This window comes from Enterococcus sp. FZMF (genome assembly GCF_030263915.1).
Classification (GTDB): Bacteria; Bacillota; Bacilli; order Lactobacillales; family Enterococcaceae; genus Enterococcus_D; species Enterococcus_D casseliflavus.
The window spans coordinates 2,195,540-2,213,065 of the sequence record NZ_CP127160.1 but is presented as its reverse complement, the minus strand read 5'-3'; the positions used below and the strand labels follow the sequence as shown (position 1 = coordinate 2,213,065).

The window sequence follows — 17,526 nt, the reverse complement described above, 5'->3', positions numbered from 1 at the left end:
ATAGGTTTATAGTTTACATTTAAAAAAAAGCATGGTAATCTTTTGTGGACTCATCGCAAAAGATTACCTTTTGCGATTTATTAGAAGTTACTAAAAGGAGAAAAGAACTATGGTAGAAAAAGTTTACCCAATGACACTTGAAGGAAAAGAAAAGCTAGAACAAGAATTAGAAGAATTGAAAACGGTAAAACGCGGCGAAATCATTGAACGTATCAAGGTAGCCCGCAGTTTTGGCGATTTATCCGAAAACTCAGAGTATGAGTCTGCTAAAGATGAACAAGCGTTTGTCGAAGGCCGAATCACTACTTTAGAAAATATGATTCGTTTTGCAGAGATCATTGATAATGAGGGTGTAGACTCTGATGAAGTCTCCATCGGAAAAACAGTGATTTTTGTTGAGTTGCCTGATGGTGACGAAGAAGAGTACATGATCGTCGGTAGTGCTGAAGCAGATCCGTTTTCTGGTAAAATTTCCAATGATTCACCAATCGCTCGTGCCTTGATTGGGAAAAAAGTCAACGATGAAGTGACGATCTCAACGCCAGGCGGAGATATGCAAGTAAGAATCACAGAAGTAAAGAAAAGCTAATTGCTTGATCACTCGATCAATCTAGTTGACCCTGTTGTTCATTCTCCTTTAGGGAATTTGATCAAACAGGGTCTTTTTTCGGACCAGCGACGGATGGACAAACCATTTTTTTCAGGTATGATAGAGTAGAATTACTAGGAGGAGGAGCTTGAATGAAAAGTCCTTGGCGTTTTTTCTTTATTGTTGAAGCGCTCTTACTGCTTTTTGCGGTATGGCAAATTTTATCTAATCCGCCATTATTATTTTTATTAATACTTGGTGTGACGTGCTTGGTCCTTGTGAACCGAAGTGAGCGCAAGAGCAATTTTAAAAATTTCTTGATGGTCTCAAGTTCCATTGCTATTTTGATCAGTTTGTTAAATAGTCCAGCACTGTGGCTGATGCTGATTTTTGCGATTTTATTTATTGGTTTAAAAGGAGTCGAGATTACCGGAATCGACTTAACTAAAAATTCATTCTGGCGCAAAAAACAAATGATTATCGTTGAAACTGAAGAACCCAAAGCTGATCATCCACTGAAACAAAAGCAGCAATGGTTAGGTAATGAACGGATCGGCAGTCAAGTCTATGAATGGGACGATATCAATTTAGATATCTTGACGGGAGACACTTTCATCGATCTAGGCAACACTTTATTGCCTAAGAAAGAAAACGTCGTGATCGTACGAAAAGGCTTTGGCAGAACTCGTATTTTAGTGCCTGCTGGCGTAGCAATCAAATTAGAGCACAGTACTTTTATTGGCTCCGTTATCTTTGAAGGCGAAGAAACGAGCTTGAAAAATGAAAAAGTGACGATCTACAGCCCGGATTATGGCGAAAATAGTCGGCGTTTGAAAATCTTGACGAATACCCTTGTTGGTGATGTTGAGGTGATTCGGGTATGATCGGGAAATTTTCAAGAGGCATGATCGCTTTTTATGCAGGATTAGCAAGTTTTTTCACCATGATTTTGATGCTGTTTTCCTATTTGTATGCCAGTGGGAAAAATAATTGGCTGATAGAAGTCTTTCAAATCAAGCTCTTCTTTATCCCAATCGTCTTTCACTTACTTGTAATATCTGCATTGATTGCGTTAGCTGTCTTTTTACTGATTTCTTTTTTTCGCAACCGTCAATATGGTCCGGTGGAAGAAAAGTTAAGACTGTTAGCCAGCGGCTATATCGATAGCCCTTTATTGGAAACAAAAATCCCCCATGCGTCTGAAAACCATTTGATTGCGAATGTGGATCGTGATATTGCCAGTATCCAATCGAAGATGAAACAGATGTCGATGGAATTACAGCAATTGAATGCGAAACCGCAGTTTGTTGATGGTCAGACGAAAGAAGAGATTTTAGAAGCAGAAAGGCAGCGTCTGGCTCGTGAATTGCACGACTCTGTTTCTCAACAGCTGTTTGCCGCCATGATGATGATGTCTGCACTAAATGAGCAAGCGATTCGAACAGATGCTCCAGAAAGTCAAAAGAAACAGTTAGCTATGGTCACAGACATTATCAATGCTTCGCAATCTGAAATGCGGGCGCTCTTGCTTCATCTACGACCTGTTACTTTGGAAGGGAAGAGTCTAAAGCAAGGAATCGAGCAATTGTTAAAAGAATTAGAGACCAAAATCAAAATTCTATTGACTTGGGATATTGAAGAATTTACGATGCCTAGTTCGATTGAAGATCAACTCTTTCGTGTGATCCAAGAACTCTTATCTAATACACTGCGTCACGCCAAGGCCAATGAGTTGGAAGTTTACTTGCATCGCATTGATAATAACGTGTTGTTGCGGGTGATCGATGACGGTGTTGGCTTTGATCCACAAGATCAAAAGGCCGGCAGCTATGGTTTGATGAATATCCGAGAACGGGTAAGTGCCGTTGGCGGAACGTTGAAAATTATTAGTTTTAAAAATCAAGGAACCAGTATTGAAATTAAAGTTCCACTGTTGAAGGAGGCATAAGGTATGATTAAAGTGTTGTTAGTTGATGACCATGAAATGGTTCGTCTGGGGGTTTCTTCTTATCTATCGATTCAAGACGATATAGAAGTAATTGGGGAAGCGGAAAATGGTCGAGTCGGGTATGAAAAGGCATTGGAATTACGTCCAGATGTGATTTTGATGGATTTGGTGATGGATGAAATGGATGGGATCGAATCTACGAAATTGATTTTAAATGATTGGCCCGAAGCAAAAATCATTATTGTCACTAGTTTTATTGATGACGAAAAAGTCTATCCTGCTATTGAAGCGGGGGCGGCAGGTTACCTGTTAAAGACGTCTACTGCTCATGAGATTGCGGAAGCCATTCGTGCAACCCAGCGAGGAGAGCGGGTCTTAGAACCCGAAGTCACCACGAAAATGATGGATCGTTTGACGAATCGGACACCGATCCTACATGAAGATTTGACCAATCGGGAACAAGAAGTGTTACTGTTGATCGCCGAAGGAAAGAGCAACCAAGAGATTGCGGATTCACTCTTCATTACGCTGAAAACAGTGAAGACACATGTGTCAAATATCTTATCAAAATTAGAAGTAGAAGATCGTACACAAGCTACGATATATGCTTTTAAACATGGTTTGATAAAATAAAGTCTTAATAATCATACCTCCTCATGGCAAGCAGAGGAGGTTTTTGTTATACTAAATTATGATCTGGTAAAAAAGGAGCGTTTGTGGTGAAGCAAAATTATGCAATAATCGGTCTGGGCCGTTTTGGTGGCAGTATTTGTCGCACGTTGATTGAATCTGGACAAGAAGTACTGGCGATCGATAGCAACGAAGATCGTGTCAATGAGTACATGAATATCGCCACCCATGCGGTGGTCGGCAACGCACAAGATGAGATGACGTTACGCTCATTGGGTATCCGTAACTTTGACCATGTCATTGTTGCGATTGGTGAGGATATTCAAGCTAGTATTTTGGTGACCTTGATGGTCAAAGAAATGGGTGTTCCTAATATCTTAGCGAAAGCCCAAAACGAATACCATGCCCGTGTGCTGGAAAAACTCGGCGCAGACCGTGTCGTTCATCCCGAACGTGACATGGGGATTCGCATCGCCCATAATCTTGTTTCCAAAAATATTTTAGATTATATTGAACTATCTGACGAATTTTCTCTAGCAGAGATTCGCGTGTCCAATCCACGCTTTTTCAATAAATCCCTGATTGAGCTGAATTTTCGACAAAAGTATGGTCTGACAGTCGTTGCGATTCGTCGGGGACCAGGACAAGTGATCGTTTCGCCTGATGCAGAGGCGATCGTGCGTGAAAATGACAATTTACTCGTGATCGGCAATACAGATGATGTAGATATACTTGATGAACATATGAATGATTAGGAGTGAAGAAAATGAACTTAACAATAAGTCCTGAAGCAATGCAATGGTTTAAAAAAGAATTGGTGGTAGACCAAGGAAGCGGGATTCGTTTTTTCGGAAAAATTTATGGCAAAACACAAGTGCATGACGGATTTTCCGTGGGAATGTCAGTCGATAAACCAGAACGTCCGATCGTCGAACAAACCATTGATGGCTTGCTTTTTTTTATTGATGAAGCAGACGAATGGTTTTTCAAAGGCTATGATCTAACTGTGGACTATGATGAAACGTTAGATGAACCGAAATATGATTTTAGCGAAGATAAAAAATAATGTGGATTCGGTCCCAGCTGACCGATTTCCCACGATTGGCTCTAGGAGATGAAACCGATGTTATCAATTGTTGTACCTTGTTTTAATGAAGAGGCAAGCTTGCCGATTTTTTTTGAAGAAACAGAAAAAGTGAAGAAACACTTAAATATGCCTTTTGAATATATTTTTGTTAATGACGGGTCTTCAGATCAAACTCTGTCTGTTTTAAGAGACTTGTATCACGCCCACCCTGAAAGTGTTCGCTATCTATCTTTTTCGAGAAACTTTGGCAAAGAAGCTGCTCTTTATGCGGGGCTACAAGCTGCTAGAGGCGATTTTGTCACTGTAATGGATGCAGATTTACAAGATCCGCCGTCATTACTACCTGAAATGTTTTCTTTGCTAAGAAGTAAACCAGAGCTTGACTGTGTGGGGACGAGACGTGCCGATAGAAAAGGTGAGCCAAAGATTCGCAGTTTTTTTTCGAACTCGTTCTATAACATCATCAACAAAATTGCCGATACTGAAATGGTAAACGGTGCGCGAGATTTTCGCTTGATGCGCCGCAATATGGTTGATGCAGTTTTACAGCTGTCAGAGTACAATCGCTTTTCAAAAGGGATCTTCAGCTGGGTTGGGTTTGATACAGAATACATCGCCTATGAGAATCGAGAAAGAGTAGCGGGTGAGACGTCCTGGTCATTCTGGAAGCTATTCCAATATTCGATCGATGGCATCGTCAATTTTTCAGATACACCTTTGAATATCGCCTCGTTTATTGGTGCGCTTTCCTGTTTTGGTTCTCTGATTGCTTTGATCTTTATTGTGATAAGAACCTTTATTTTTGGAGATCCGACATCAGGGTGGCCTTCAATGGTCAGTATCTTCTTATTTGTTGGTGGATTGCAATTGCTTTGTTTAGGGATCATCGGCAAGTATATCGGAAAAATTTTCTTAGAGACTAAACATAGACCCTTGTACTTCTTGAAAGAAACCGAAAAAGACCAAGAAAAATAATGATAAAATAAAAGTGTACAATTTGAAGGGGTTGCCTTCAACTGTACACTTTTTTTGCGGAAAGAATTTGTTAGTATCCCTTATCCAAGTTTATCTCATTTTTAACAAGTTCTTGTTTTGTTAAAAATTGTTGGAAATTCGCTAAGAAAATATCCATAAATACCTTTTGAAAATGGGGCGTGTGTCCTGAGATATGAGGAGTAATCAACAGGTTTTCGGTATGCCATAGTGGATCATTTTCTGGTAGAGGTTCCTCTTCAAAAACATCTAGTGCGGCAAATGCCAGCTGCTTTTTCTCTAATGCCTTTGTTAATGCGGCAGTATCCACGCTAGGACCGCGACCGACATTATAAAATGAAGCGGAAGGCTTCATTTGTGCAAAAAAGGCTTCGTCATACAAATGTGTGGTTTCTTCTGTCAGTGGAAGAATATTGATGATGCAATCGGCGGTTTTTGCGCAAGCGTGTAAGTCAGATAACGCAAACGTTTTTTCAAAATTCGCCACCTCATGGCCGCTTGTATTAATGCCGATCGGATGTACACCAAAAAAGGTTAATGCTTGGGCTAATCTTTGGCCGATTTGTCCCGTACCAACGATCAAAATCTCTTGATCAGATAGCTTTGCATAAGGAATCGTATCCGGTGCCCATTGCTGTTTTCTTTGTTGTTGGATTGCTTGGAAAATCCCGCGGTTTTCCATAAAGAGCAAAGCCAATAAATGGTCTGTAATCGATTCAGCGTGGATGCCACTGCCATTTGATAAGAGAATGTCGTATTTTGCAAACTCTTTTAATGGCAAGGTGTCCACACCAGCCGAAATCGCTTGGACCCATTTCAAATTTGTTTTTTCGGTTAACAGGTGTTCGTTCCATGCTGGCTTCCAACCGATAGTGATTTCCACTTGTGACCAATCAATTGCTTGGTCCTTTGAGTACACGAGAAATTGATAGTCTTTTTCCATTTGTTCCACATAAGTGTCGCGAAAGTTGCGAGTGGCTAAGATTATTTTTTTCATTGCCAAGCCTCCTTGTATCTTAAGTGTAGCAAAGAATGAGAAAAAAACCATGTTCAATGAATTGAACATGGCATAGATCATTTTTTTAATTGTATTTTTGGGGAATCTTTGACACCTTGCGTAAATAAGAATAGGGAACCAAACAAAATAAAGGTGGTAGCATCAAAGGAAGGTAGCGCTAGTTGTACAATAACACTAATGAGTGTAGGCAATGCAGCACAGACAATGAGAATCTTTAAATTTTCGAAAAAGGTATAAGAGAATAGCTTCAATTTCGTATAGATCGTTGCAATAAAGGTTCCCATGATTAAGGTGATCAGTAAGCTGACAAACGTGGGATATAAGGCGACAAAAAAGACAATGATTTTTATCAGCCATGGGATCGCTTGGTTGGATAAGGTTTCTCGAATCGCCTGACCGTTAAGATTACGCAGTGCTGGTTCACTATAATCAAACTCTAATTGGTTTGAATCGAACATAGACGTTGAGAAACCAGAAGAAGGGATACGAATGACCAGCTGATCTTTTAACAAACCTACTGCGATCACCGAGCCGGTAACATCAGATGCAATATCCGCTGGTGTACGATTGCCATCAGGATCAAAAGTAAAGATGATCGAATCGGTTTGATAGATGAACCCTTGCGTATTGGGAGCGACAGAAAGCTGTCCATTTTCGATCGTGAAATCAGGAATCGTTTCTCCGATTTTTTGTCCATCTGCTTGCACATCACGAAAGACGCCTAAGACATTGATGGTAACTGGCAAAGCCATCATCACGGCTGCACCTAATAGAAAAACGATTACTTTGGAAAACTCTGCTTTTTTGACGAATTTTAGTTCGGGTATTCGAAAAAAAGCAATTTTAAATAGTTGGACGATAGTCATTTGCTGATAAACTCCTTTGTGGTATAACTAGAGTAATTGTAACGAAGGGTTCTTAGGATTACAAGGAATTCACAAAAAAAGAGCCAAATATCTATTGAATAAGTAAATAAAGTAATGAAAGTAGGCATATGTATGCAAAAGTTTATTGAATACAAACAAATTTTACAACAAAAAAAACTATGGGAGCCACTCACGTATTTATTTTTTGGTGGTTTGACCACCGTAGTCAATATTGTCGTCTATCTTATTTTTCGTGAAGGGTTTGGTTTTTATTATCAAACAGCGAATGTGATTTCTTGGATCGCTTCTGTTTTATTCGCTTACTTTACAAATAAGTTATGGGTTTTTGAAGCAAAAACAAAAACGAAGCAAGAGTCTTGGGCGGCATTTGGAAAGTTCATTTTTTTTCGCGTTATATCATTAGGCTTGGACATGCTCTGTATGTATTTCTTTATCTCAGTTTTAGCTACCGGAGATCTTGTTGCCAAGCTGGTCACCCAAGTCGTTGTTGTTTTGGCAAATTATGTGTTTAGTAAATTTTTGATTTTCAATACGAAAAAAAGTGAGAAAAAGTAAGCATATTTTTTGAACAAAGTCTGATAGTCTGATAATGTTACTTATGTAAACATTATCATTGAGGAGGATTTTTTTTATGACTTACACATTACCAGATTTACCTTACGCATACGATGCATTGGAACCATATATTGATGAAGAAACGATGCATTTGCATCATGATAAACACCACAACACTTATGTAACAAACTTAAATGCAGCGATTGAAAAACATCCTGAATTAGGTGAAAAAACAGTTGAAGAATTATTAGCAGACTTTTCTTCTGTACCTGAAGATATTCAAACAGCGGTTCGCAACAATGGCGGCGGCCATGCTAACCACACATTCTTCTGGGAAATCTTAGGCCCAAATGCCGGTGGCGAACCTACTGGAGCAATCAAAGAGGCAATTGAAGAAACTTTTGGCAGCTTTGAAGACTTTAAAGAAGAATTTAAAACTGCTGCAACTGGACGTTTTGGTTCAGGTTGGGCATGGTTAGTCGTTAAAGACGGTAAACTAGCAATCACTTCAACCGCGAATCAAGATTCACCATTGATGGATGGTCAAACACCTGTATTAGGTTTAGATGTTTGGGAACATGCGTATTACTTAAAATACAAAAATGTTCGTCCAGATTACATCAATGCTTTCTGGAGTGTTGTTAACTGGGACAAAGTAAACGAATATTTCGCAAAAGCTTAAACAAACTATTAGGAAGAAGCCTGACTAAGGGCTTCTTTTTTGTTGATGGAAAGAAATTTCATTATTGCTAACGCTTACATATTCCGCTATAATGAAATCGACGGAATCGTCGGATTATAATTATTGGAGGCTTTACACACTATGGAACATGGGAAAGTAAAATGGTTCAATAACGAAAAAGGGTTTGGTTTTATTACAGTTGACGGTGGCGATGATGTATTTGTTCACTTCTCTGCCATTCAAGGAGATGGGTTTAAATCGCTTGAAGAAGGACAAGAAGTTGAATTTACGATCGTTGAAGGTGCCCGCGGACCGCAGGCAGCGGAAGTAACCAAAGTCTAAATCAGAACAAAAAAGCTGAGTAACCTCTCAGCTTTTTTAATTTGCTATTTCCTGCCATTTTTGGTATCTTCAATACATTAAAGACTAGAAAACGAAGAGGTACAAGAATGAAACGAGTAATTACTTATGGAACATTTGACTTGTTACACTATGGACATATTAATCTTTTACGTCGTGCAAAAGAGCAAGGCGATTATTTAATCGTGGCACTATCAACGGATGAATTTAATTGGAATGAAAAACAAAAAAAATGCTACTTTTCCTATGAGAAAAGAAAGCAATTATTAGAAGCGATTCGTTATGTGGATTTAGTTATTCCCGAGAAAGAATGGGCACAAAAAGTTTCTGATGTCAAAGAGTATCATGTTGATACCTTTGTTATGGGAGATGATTGGGCGGGAAAATTTGATTTTATTCAAGAAGAAACCGATGCTGAAGTGATTTATCTAGCGAGGACGCCAGAAATATCAACCACTCAAATTAAAAAAGAGTTGAAACTAAATAATTGAACAATTCTAATAGAAAAAGCATCTTTTACAGATGTTTTTTTTATTGAAACAAACTCCAAGAACTTAAGAATTTATTACTAGTTTTTCATTGATTATTTGTTCAGAACTCAAAATATGGTATGATGTTTTGTGAGTTGACTTGATCAATTAGAAATTCTATGAGAATGGATGAAGAAAGTGGAAAAAGAAATCAAAGTCCGTGCAACTTTAGTGACGAAAGAATACGACTTATATAAAAAGAAAGCTGATAAAGTAAAAGCGCTATTCAAGTTCTATCATCGCAATGTTCCCCGATTTTGGGCATTAAAAGGAGTCAGCTTCGATGTGAAAGCTGGTGAATCAGTGGGGATCATTGGGATCAATGGTTCTGGGAAATCAACTTTATCCAACGTGATCAGTGGGATTATCCCTCCGACATCCGGTACGATGGAAGTAAATGGTGATACCTCGATCATCGCAATCGGTGCCGGGTTAAAATATCAGCTGACAGGGTTAGAAAATATTCGGCTTAAAGCATTGATGTTTGGAATGACTAATAAAGAAATTGATGAAAAAATGCCTGAGATCGTAGCCTTTGCTGATTTAGGTGACTTTATCAATCAACCCGTTAAAAGCTATTCCAGTGGGATGAAATCACGATTAGGCTTTGCTATTGCGGTTCATAATGATCCAGATATTTTAGTCATTGATGAGGCGTTATCTGTCGGAGACGAAACGTTTTATCAAAAATGTGTGGATAAGATCATGGAATTTAAAGAAGCAGGAAAAACGATCTTTTTTGTTAGTCATGCTTTAGGACAGGTAGAAAAACTTTGTGACCGAACGATTTGGATGCATTATGGGGATTTACGGATGTTTGGTCCTACTGAAGAAGTAATGGCTGAATACCGCAAATTTATCGATTGGTTCAAAAAACAACCAAAGAAAGAGCAAAAAGCCTATCAAGATAACTATAAAGAAGAACAAAAAGCATTTAACTTGGACAAACTAGCAGAAAAAAGCCGTGAAGATCATTTTTTGCAACAACAAAATCTTTCCGACCAAATGATTCAAAAAAACTTGAAGCGCACGCCATTAGGAGAAAAAATGAGCTGGCCGACAAAAGGGATCTTAGGTTTGGTCGTAGTCGCAACGATATTCTGTTCGCTGGTTTCTTTTAGTGGGCGTTCGATTACTTACGCAATTAAAAATCCTGTTGAAACGATTAGTCAAGTTTTCAAATAAAGAAGATGTTTCTTTGTTTAGTTCAAATAGAAAAGGAAGAAGTTTGTGAAAGAGATTGCTGCAGTTATAAAAGAACAATTTAAACATGCGGGAATTATATTCCGGATGTCTCGATACGAAGATAAGGCTACTTATCAGAGCCATTATTTGGGATTAGCTTGGCAAATATTAAACCCTGCGATTCAAATCGGTATTTATTATTTAGTTTTCGGATTAGGAGTGAACGGGAATAGAGAAGTTGATGGCGTTCCTTTTATTATTTGGATGCTGATTGGGATCACGGCATGGTTTTATATTAATGCATCTGTGTTAGGTGCCTCCAACAGTATTCATCGACAAGTAGGAATGGTAGCGAAAATGAAGTTCCCAGTAAGCATTTTACCATCGATCAATATTATAAGTAATCTGTCATCGTACATCCCTATGGTGGCAATCGTGGTAGGTTCGTTATTCATAGCGGGTGTAACACCAAGCATCTATTGGTTACAATTTATTTATTACTTTCTTGCGATGGTCATCTTCTTATTTGCATTTGGCCTTTTGAATGCAACCATAACGGTACTGATTCGTGACTATCACATTTTTCTGCAGTCTGTTTTGAGATTATTATTTTATGTTTCTGGTCCAATATGGGATATTAATAATCGAAACATGCCTGTTTGGTTGATTAAAATCCTTCGCTTAAACCCATTTTACTATTTAATCGAAGGATTTCGGGATGCTTTCCTTTCTCGAGCATGGGTTTGGGAAAAAACGACCTACACACTTATATTCTGGTGTCTAACTTTGATGCTTCTTATTTTAGGAAGCCATTTGCATATGAAGTTCCGTGCTCGTTTTGTTGATTACATTTAAAAATGATGTTTTGACGTGTGCTCTCTAACTTAGAGAGCGCACTTTATTTGTTTGTAATTTTTTCTTTATTTCAAATAAGTTACAGAAACGTTACGGATGAAAGTTATTCTTGATAGCGGTTGCTGAACGTTGTATTTTGTGGGAAAATTTACTCGATAAGTGATTTTTTATTGGCGAGGTGCAGGATGCGGAGTTATCAAAAAGTAATAGTCAGTCTTTTAGTCGTGTTAGTAGTTGGAATCATTGGGTTAACGATTTATGGCATGCAGATCTATCAAGAGACGAATGCTACATTCAACCAAATCTCAAAGTCTGTTGATCGTAAAACAGACAAACGAGAAACAGCGATCAGCATTGAAGAGCGCGATCCATTTTCCATTCTGTTAATGGGGATTGATACAGGGGCGCTGGGACGAACCGAGCAAGGCCGTTCAGATAGCATGATGGTGGTAACAGTCAATCCTGAGAAAAAGCAGTCAACGATCGTTAGTCTTGACCGTGATATCTATACGCAAATCGTTGGCTTTAATACGATCGATAAGTTGAATCATGCCTATGCTTTCGGTGGTGAAGCGATGGCAATGGATTCAGTTGAAAATCTTTTAGACATTCCTATCGACCATTATGTGACGATCAATATGCAAGGGATGCGGGATTTGATTGATGCAGTAGGTGGTATCGAAGTGACAAATACCATCGATTTTACGTTAGAAGGTGTCCATGTCCCTAAATGACAAATCACTTTAAATGGGAAAACAGGCTTGGCCTACGCAAGAATGCGTAAACAAGATCTAGAGGGAGATATAGGTCGACAAAGAAGGCAAAGAGAAGTGGTGACGAAAATCCTTCAAAAAGTCATGAGTTTGGAGGGAATAGGAAATTACCGCAACATCCTTAAAGCAGTTGAAAAAAATTCGAAGACGGATCTTACCTGGAATGACATGATGGATATCGGTACGAATTACATGCCAGCTTTTGCGACCATTGAGCAAGAGCAGCTGCAAGGGGAAGGACAACTGATTGGTGGAGTGTATTATCAGTTATTGGGGACGAATCAGTTATTGCATACGCAAAATTTGTTAAAGGAGCAGTTGCAACTTCCGACGAACGAGGGGTTGACCCAAGGCGATGAATATACTAACGGATCGCCTAATTATCAGTTATACGACGACAGTTTGACCTTCTCAGAAGAAAATTCAACAACTGGGGAGTAGCTAGTTTCTTTAGAAGCCTAAAAAGCAGGGTGACAAAATGTCCTCCTGCTTTTAGTTTTCCACAATAACATCAATCAATTTCTTGTTTCACGAAATCAACAAATGAAAAAACATAAGAAAGCTTAAAAAAACAATTTTTTCATGAAAGAGTGAAAATGAAACATTCTATCTGTGAAACATTCAGGCAGATATCGTTGAGTTTTTATAGTTTTTTCTAAGGATTAATGGATATTTTTTGTTTTTTCTGTTTCAGATCGAATTTTTTGGTAAAATAGGACAGTAGTCATTATAGATTGGAAGGATAGATGAGATGAAGAATTTGAAAGATAAAGTTGTCCAAGGGATACGTAAGGGGCCAGAAGAACCAAAGGCCAAATCGTATCGCAAATCTCATGTTCCATTTCGATTGAACTTTTTGTTTTTTATTATATTTGCTTTGTTTGTATCATTGATTGTCCAATTAGGCTATCTACAGATCGTCAATGGCGAAAATATTGAGCAGCAATTGAAAGCTTCATCTGTAGTGGAAGTAAAAGGAAGTGCCCCTCGGGGGATGATTTACGATGCTTCTGGGAAAGCTTTAGTGGAAAATCAAGCCAATGCAGCAATCACTTTTACGCGGGGAAACAAAATGACCGCTCAAGATCTTTTGGAAACGGCCAAAAAATTGAGCGAGTTGATCGAAATGCCAGTCGACAAAAACTTGTCTGATCGAGATCTTAAGGACTTTTGGTTGGCAGATGAAGACAATCTTGAAAAAGCAACTGAACGATTGAGTGATGAAGAGCGTTCTTTAGGTACTTCTGAACAATATGCGGCAACCGTTGAGAAAGTGACTGAAGAAGAAATCAATTTTTCCGATGCCGAATTAGAAGCAGCCACGATTTTCAAGCGGATGAACAGCGCACAATCCTTGAGTACGGTCTTTATTAAGACGTCGGATGTGTCTGACCAAGAATTGGCAGTTGTTGCTGAAAACATGGTCGATTTACCAGGAATCTCCACCGGGACCGATTGGACACGAAAGATCGTTGAAGGAAGTTCTCTGGCTAGTTTGATCGGAACGGTGACTAGTGAAGAACAAGGAATACCTGAAGAAGTTCTAGACGAATTCTTAGAAAAAGGTTACGCACGTAATGATCGCGTTGGCCGTAGTTATTTAGAACAGCAATATGAAGAAGTTTTACAAGGAACAAAATCCATCTCTGAAATATCGCTTGACAACAACAACAATATTGAAAGTCAAAAAGAAACCTTTGCAGGCGCAAAGGGGGATAATCTGGTTTTAACACTCGATGCTGAATTTCAAGCGAAAGTTGACAAGATTTTGCAAGACAATTTTCAAAAACTGATTGATTCTGGTGCTGCAGAGTATTCCCCAGGGGTATACGCAGTGGCGTTAAATCCGAAAACCGGCGGTGTCCTTTCCATGTCCGGGTATCATCATGACACGGGATCAAATGAAATGCAGGAAAATGCCATTGGTACCTTTATTAATTCCTTTGTACCAGGGTCCGTCGTCAAAGCAGGAACCTTGGCTGCCGGTTGGGAAAACGGCGTCTTAAACGGCAACGAAGTGCTGCTGGATCAACCAATCAGAATCGGCTCCGATGTAAAAGCTTCTATTTTCAACCCAACTGGGGCAAATAATCGCAATCTTTCTGCAGAGCAGTCGTTAGAAGTTTCTTCTAACTCCTATATGATGCAAGTCGCTTTACGTTTGATGGGCATCAATTATCAGTCAGGCATCTCGATTCCAACAGTGGATCGTCAAGGGGATGTCTACGAAAAACTCCGTTCCTCTTTTGCCTCTTTTGGTATGGGAACTGAAACAGGGATCGATTTACCAGGAGAAGCAACTGGTATCAGCACATCCATTGAGAACATGGACCCTGTCAGTGATGGCGGAAAGATCCTCGACTTAGCATTCGGCCAGTTTGATACTTATACGACACTGCAACTGGCACAATATGCAGCAACTGTTGCTAATGGTGGCAAAAGATTGCAGCCTCACATCGTTGACGGAATCTACGACAATGATGAAACAGGCGGACTAGGTTCGCTGATTGAGGACATCGAACCAACAGTATTGAACGAGGTTGGTTTATCAGATGCGCAAATGCAAATTATCCAAAATGGCTTTTACGATGCGGTTCATGGAACGGATGCTTGGGCAACTGCCAAAGGCTTGGCTTCTGCGAAAATGGAAGTCTCTGCCAAAACAGGTACTGCCGAAACACCCATCGTGGATAGTAATGGCAATACCATCAGCTTAGTTAACTTAAACATCGTTGCCTACGGGCCAAGCAGTGATGCGGATATTGCGATTGCGATCGTGATGCCTCAATTAAAAGGAGACACCGATACGCATCCCAATATTCAAATCGCGAAAGAGATCATGGATGCTTATTACGACTTGTATATGAAATAAACAAAAAATCGCAGTGAAAGCTGCGGTTTTTTTAGTTTATAAGAATGCGGATAGAAAACCATCTTTTAGTGAGAAAGACTTGCTATTTTTGAATGATTGGCTTAGAATACTAGCGGTCAAGAGATAATTTTGATTTATACGATAAATAAAAAGATAAACTGATAATAAAAGGGGCCCAAAGCACAATCATGAACAAGGAATGTTTAAGCAAACAAGAACTGATGAAACAGTTGGGACAATTTACACCAGCTGAAAAAAAAGAGATTCGTGAGTACTTGCAACGGAAAAATCCATTGCTTTTTCGTAAATTTGAGCGAATGAAACACGATCTTTACCGCTTGGAATCACGGCGTGTCCAATGCGAAATTGAAAATAACGAAAAGGAGTTAGGTCTTCTAAACGATAAGATCCTTTTGAAAAAAGAAGATTTTCTTGAGCTGTTATTAGCTATTCGAAAGAAAAGAGGGTAATGGATGGAATTTATTGAACTCGTCATTATCATTGCAATTCTCGTCACGTTATCAAATGTGGCGAGCAAAATATTACCCTCGGTACCGATCTTTTTTATTCAAATCATCTTAGGGATTTTACTAGGTTTAACAGAAATGGGACAGGAAATCGCTTTTGAACCGGAAATGTTTTTAGTAATGATCATTGGACCATTGCTGTTTCGTGAAGGAGAACGAGCAGATGTACCTGAAATCCTCAAAAACAGCAAGATCGTATTGTTTTTGGCTTTTGGCGGCGTTTTAATGACACTGTTTGCTGTCGGCGGAACGCTCCATTGGTTGATGCCCACGATTCCTCTGGCTGCTTGTTTCGCTTTTGGTGCTGCGTTAGGACCAACTGATGCAGTGGCAGTCTCCTCATTAGCAAAACGTTTGAAAATTTCCAAAAACATTATGCATATTCTGGAAGGCGAGGGCTTACTGAACGATGCTTCAGGGGTTACCGCATTGCAGTTTGCTATCGTAGCTTTGACCACCGGGAGCTTTTCAGCAGCCAACGCAGGGTTCCAGCTCCTATTCTCTAGTATCGGCGGCGGGCTTGTCGGTTACTTGATCGTGTGGCTGAAACGCCGAATTTTGCGCTTTATTGAAAAAATCTCGGCACAAGATGTCACAGTATACTTATTGATCGAACTGCTCTTGCCATTTGCTGCCTATTTGCTGGCCGAAATGATCGGGGTCTCAGGGATCATCGCAGCCGTTGTGGCAGGTGTAGCCCAAGCCCAAAGAAAACGACGGATCTCGTTGTTTGATGCAGAGCTGGCGAACATTTCAGAAAGTACTTGGTCGACCATTGTCTTTACATTGAATGCATTGGTGTTTCTTTTTCTAGGAATCGAGTTGTCACAAGTATTTTCACCAATCTGGGAGAGCAATAATTATGCAAACTGGCATCTAGTGATTACGATTTTGGTGATCACGGCGGTGATCTTCCTTGTTCGTTTTCTCTTTTTGTTGTTTTACTATTGGTTTTTACAGTCAAAAAAACAAGTATCAATGAATCAAGTCGCCTTGTTGACTTTTGGCGGAGTCAAAGGAACAGTCAGTTTGGCAGCCATCTTTATTTTGCCTGTGATGGTGCATGATGCACCCTTTCATGAAAGAGGCTTGCTTCTGTTTTTGACCGCTTGTGTGATCTTACTGACATTGATCATCAGCGTGATGGTCTTGCCATACTTGGCAGATGGGGAAGCTGCCGAAAGCGTCGACTTCAATCACTTGCTGATCTTAGAAGACGTCATCGAACAATTGGAAGCAGAAGAAAAGCAGGAACTCTCGGATAAAGGCCGTTTAGCGATCGATGCTGTCATCAATTCCTATGAAAATCGGCGCTGGGAGTTGTATCGCAATAGTTTGACTGATTCAGAAAAACAAGAAATCCAAGAAATTCAAGGATTGATCCTATCGATCGAACAAGACGGCTTGGATGAAGCGTATCGAAATGGGAAAGTCAGCTTAAATGGCTACCGTTTTTATTCACGGTTTATTTCTCAGCAACAGCATTCCCTCGCAAAACAAATTCTCTCATTCTTTAGTTTTTGGCTCTTCTTTATTCAGCGATTTATCCGTATTTTGATTCATCCTCGCTTGTTTTTACAAAGACAGCAGCAGCTAAAAGCTGCCTTGAAGCAACGAGACATTTCTGAAGTACAAAAAATTTACTTAAAGAACAGTGAATATATTTTTCATAGTTTGAGCAATTTAGAAGATGTCTATGATTCCTCGCTGATCAATTTCTTTATTCGTCAACGAGAAATGAGCATCAAACGATTTGAACACAGCAATTTCATTGAAACGATCATGATCGAGCAAGACCCGATTTTTGTTAAGAAAGTCCTTTGGGGCTATTACCTTGAGCGCAAGACGATCGATGAATATGAAGTGGCTGAAAAAATCTCAACGATTTCGGCAAATGAATACCGACGCAATGTCAATCTGTTAGAATCGTATGCGATGTCTCGAGCAGAAGAACAGCCGAAGCAGCGAATGTTTCGCCGATAATACGTCTCAAGAGGCGCACAACTTGAGGCACGTTTTATGGAGTGTCTTCGTC

General features: G+C 39.5%; 18 protein-coding genes and 1 pseudogene. 17 read left to right on the top strand and 2 right to left on the bottom strand.

Features of this window, described 5'->3' with window-relative positions:
- The first annotated feature begins 109 nt into the window (after positions 1-109).
- The 7 genes from greA to QN079_RS10695 all read left to right on the top strand — a co-directional run bounded on the left by greA (position 110) and on the right by QN079_RS10695 (position 5,229).
- Entirely contained in the window at positions 110-589 is a 480-nt protein-coding gene (gene greA / locus QN079_RS10725) for a transcription elongation factor GreA (protein WP_005229556.1), read from the top strand.
- Positions 590-741: 152 nt separating this feature from the next.
- Positions 742-1,473 (top strand): cell wall-active antibiotics response protein LiaF, encoded by a 732-nt coding sequence (gene liaF / locus QN079_RS10720; RefSeq protein WP_005229558.1) that lies wholly within the window; start codon positions 742-744, stop codon positions 1,471-1,473.
- Positions 1,470-2,537: a sensor histidine kinase gene (locus QN079_RS10715; RefSeq protein WP_289229733.1), complete on the top strand. Its 1,068-nt coding sequence runs from the start codon at positions 1,470-1,472 to the stop codon at positions 2,535-2,537. Before liaF ends, QN079_RS10715 begins: the two co-directional genes overlap by 4 nt.
- A gap of 3 nt (positions 2,538-2,540) precedes the next feature.
- Positions 2,541-3,170, top strand: a complete 630-nt coding sequence (locus tag QN079_RS10710) for a response regulator transcription factor (protein WP_005236913.1) — start codon at positions 2,541-2,543, stop codon at positions 3,168-3,170.
- 86 nt (positions 3,171-3,256) lie between these two features.
- Positions 3,257-3,922, top strand: a complete 666-nt coding sequence (locus QN079_RS10705; protein ID WP_005229566.1) for a potassium channel family protein — start codon at positions 3,257-3,259, stop codon at positions 3,920-3,922.
- An 11-nt stretch (positions 3,923-3,933) separates the two neighbouring features.
- The gene (locus QN079_RS10700) at positions 3,934-4,233 is read left to right on the top strand and encodes a HesB/YadR/YfhF family protein (protein ID WP_005229567.1); all 300 of its coding nucleotides are present in this window, start codon (positions 3,934-3,936) and stop codon (positions 4,231-4,233) included.
- 57 nt (positions 4,234-4,290) lie between these two features.
- A complete protein-coding gene (locus tag QN079_RS10695; protein ID WP_289229732.1) occupies positions 4,291-5,229 on the top strand; it encodes a glycosyltransferase family 2 protein in 939 nt (312 codons plus the stop codon).
- 70 nt (positions 5,230-5,299) lie between these two features.
- Here the strand turns inward: QN079_RS10695 and QN079_RS10690 are convergent, their stop codons facing one another.
- The gene (locus tag QN079_RS10690) at positions 5,300-6,295 is read right to left on the bottom strand and encodes a phosphoglycerate dehydrogenase (protein ID WP_289230736.1); all 996 of its coding nucleotides are present in this window, start codon (positions 6,293-6,295) and stop codon (positions 5,300-5,302) included.
- A gap of 26 nt (positions 6,296-6,321) precedes the next feature.
- Positions 6,322-7,131: a DUF1189 family protein gene (locus tag QN079_RS10685; protein ID WP_289229731.1), complete on the bottom strand. Its 810-nt coding sequence runs from the start codon at positions 7,129-7,131 to the stop codon at positions 6,322-6,324.
- Between the two features lie 132 nt (positions 7,132-7,263).
- Here QN079_RS10685 and QN079_RS10680 point away from each other — a divergent pair, with 132 nt between their 5' ends.
- From QN079_RS10680 to QN079_RS10635, 10 genes and pseudogenes are all read left to right on the top strand, one after another.
- On the top strand, positions 7,264-7,707 hold the full coding sequence (locus QN079_RS10680; protein ID WP_034858380.1) for a GtrA family protein: 444 nt from the start codon (positions 7,264-7,266) through the stop codon (positions 7,705-7,707).
- A gap of 76 nt (positions 7,708-7,783) precedes the next feature.
- A complete protein-coding gene (locus tag QN079_RS10675) occupies positions 7,784-8,389 on the top strand; it encodes a superoxide dismutase (RefSeq protein WP_005229576.1) in 606 nt (201 codons plus the stop codon).
- Positions 8,390-8,530: 141 nt separating this feature from the next.
- Entirely contained in the window at positions 8,531-8,731 is a 201-nt protein-coding gene (locus QN079_RS10670) for a cold-shock protein (RefSeq protein ID WP_005229578.1), read from the top strand.
- Between the two features lie 107 nt (positions 8,732-8,838).
- Complete coding sequence (tagD, locus tag QN079_RS10665) at positions 8,839-9,240, top strand: glycerol-3-phosphate cytidylyltransferase (RefSeq protein WP_115232543.1); 402 nt, start codon at positions 8,839-8,841, stop codon at positions 9,238-9,240.
- 168 nt (positions 9,241-9,408) lie between these two features.
- Complete coding sequence (locus tag QN079_RS10660) at positions 9,409-10,464, top strand: ABC transporter ATP-binding protein (protein ID WP_289229730.1); 1,056 nt, start codon at positions 9,409-9,411, stop codon at positions 10,462-10,464.
- Between the two features lie 45 nt (positions 10,465-10,509).
- Entirely contained in the window at positions 10,510-11,319 is an 810-nt protein-coding gene (locus QN079_RS10655; protein ID WP_081117285.1) for an ABC transporter permease, read from the top strand.
- 185 nt (positions 11,320-11,504) lie between these two features.
- Positions 11,505-12,533, top strand: a pseudogene (locus tag QN079_RS10650) (LCP family glycopolymer transferase).
- 310 nt (positions 12,534-12,843) lie between these two features.
- Positions 12,844-14,964, top strand: a complete 2,121-nt coding sequence (locus QN079_RS10645; protein ID WP_086295557.1) for a peptidoglycan D,D-transpeptidase FtsI family protein — start codon at positions 12,844-12,846, stop codon at positions 14,962-14,964.
- A 188-nt stretch (positions 14,965-15,152) separates the two neighbouring features.
- Positions 15,153-15,434: a hypothetical protein gene (locus QN079_RS10640; RefSeq protein WP_015510017.1), complete on the top strand. Its 282-nt coding sequence runs from the start codon at positions 15,153-15,155 to the stop codon at positions 15,432-15,434.
- A gap of 3 nt (positions 15,435-15,437) precedes the next feature.
- Positions 15,438-17,474: a cation:proton antiporter gene (locus QN079_RS10635; protein WP_005229585.1), complete on the top strand. Its 2,037-nt coding sequence runs from the start codon at positions 15,438-15,440 to the stop codon at positions 17,472-17,474.
- Positions 17,475-17,526 lie beyond the last annotated feature (52 nt).

What these genes read in the sequence shown, in the direction of transcription:
- greA (WP_005229556.1), top strand. Translation starts at nt 110, where the DNA reads ATGGTAGAAAAAGTTTACCCAATGACACTTGAAGGAAAAGAAAAGCTA.
- liaF (WP_005229558.1), top strand. Translation starts at nt 742, where the DNA reads ATGAAAAGTCCTTGGCGTTTTTTCTTTATTGTTGAAGCGCTCTTACTG.
- QN079_RS10715 (WP_289229733.1), top strand. Translation starts at nt 1,470, where the DNA reads ATGATCGGGAAATTTTCAAGAGGCATGATCGCTTTTTATGCAGGATTA.
- QN079_RS10710 (WP_005236913.1), top strand. Translation starts at nt 2,541, where the DNA reads ATGATTAAAGTGTTGTTAGTTGATGACCATGAAATGGTTCGTCTGGGG.
- QN079_RS10700 (WP_005229567.1), top strand. Translation starts at nt 3,934, where the DNA reads ATGAACTTAACAATAAGTCCTGAAGCAATGCAATGGTTTAAAAAAGAA.
- QN079_RS10695 (WP_289229732.1), top strand. Translation starts at nt 4,291, where the DNA reads ATGTTATCAATTGTTGTACCTTGTTTTAATGAAGAGGCAAGCTTGCCG.
- QN079_RS10690 (WP_289230736.1), bottom strand. Translation starts at nt 6,295, where the DNA reads ATGGTTTTTTTCTCATTCTTTGCTACACTTAAGATACAAGGAGGCTTG.
- QN079_RS10685 (WP_289229731.1), bottom strand. Translation starts at nt 7,131, where the DNA reads ATGACTATCGTCCAACTATTTAAAATTGCTTTTTTTCGAATACCCGAA.
- QN079_RS10680 (WP_034858380.1), top strand. Translation starts at nt 7,264, where the DNA reads ATGCAAAAGTTTATTGAATACAAACAAATTTTACAACAAAAAAAACTA.
- QN079_RS10675 (WP_005229576.1), top strand. Translation starts at nt 7,784, where the DNA reads ATGACTTACACATTACCAGATTTACCTTACGCATACGATGCATTGGAA.
- QN079_RS10670 (WP_005229578.1), top strand. Translation starts at nt 8,531, where the DNA reads ATGGAACATGGGAAAGTAAAATGGTTCAATAACGAAAAAGGGTTTGGT.
- tagD (WP_115232543.1), top strand. Translation starts at nt 8,839, where the DNA reads ATGAAACGAGTAATTACTTATGGAACATTTGACTTGTTACACTATGGA.
- QN079_RS10660 (WP_289229730.1), top strand. Translation starts at nt 9,409, where the DNA reads ATGAAGAAAGTGGAAAAAGAAATCAAAGTCCGTGCAACTTTAGTGACG.
- QN079_RS10645 (WP_086295557.1), top strand. Translation starts at nt 12,844, where the DNA reads ATGAAGAATTTGAAAGATAAAGTTGTCCAAGGGATACGTAAGGGGCCA.
- QN079_RS10640 (WP_015510017.1), top strand. Translation starts at nt 15,153, where the DNA reads ATGAACAAGGAATGTTTAAGCAAACAAGAACTGATGAAACAGTTGGGA.
- QN079_RS10635 (WP_005229585.1), top strand. Translation starts at nt 15,438, where the DNA reads ATGGAATTTATTGAACTCGTCATTATCATTGCAATTCTCGTCACGTTA.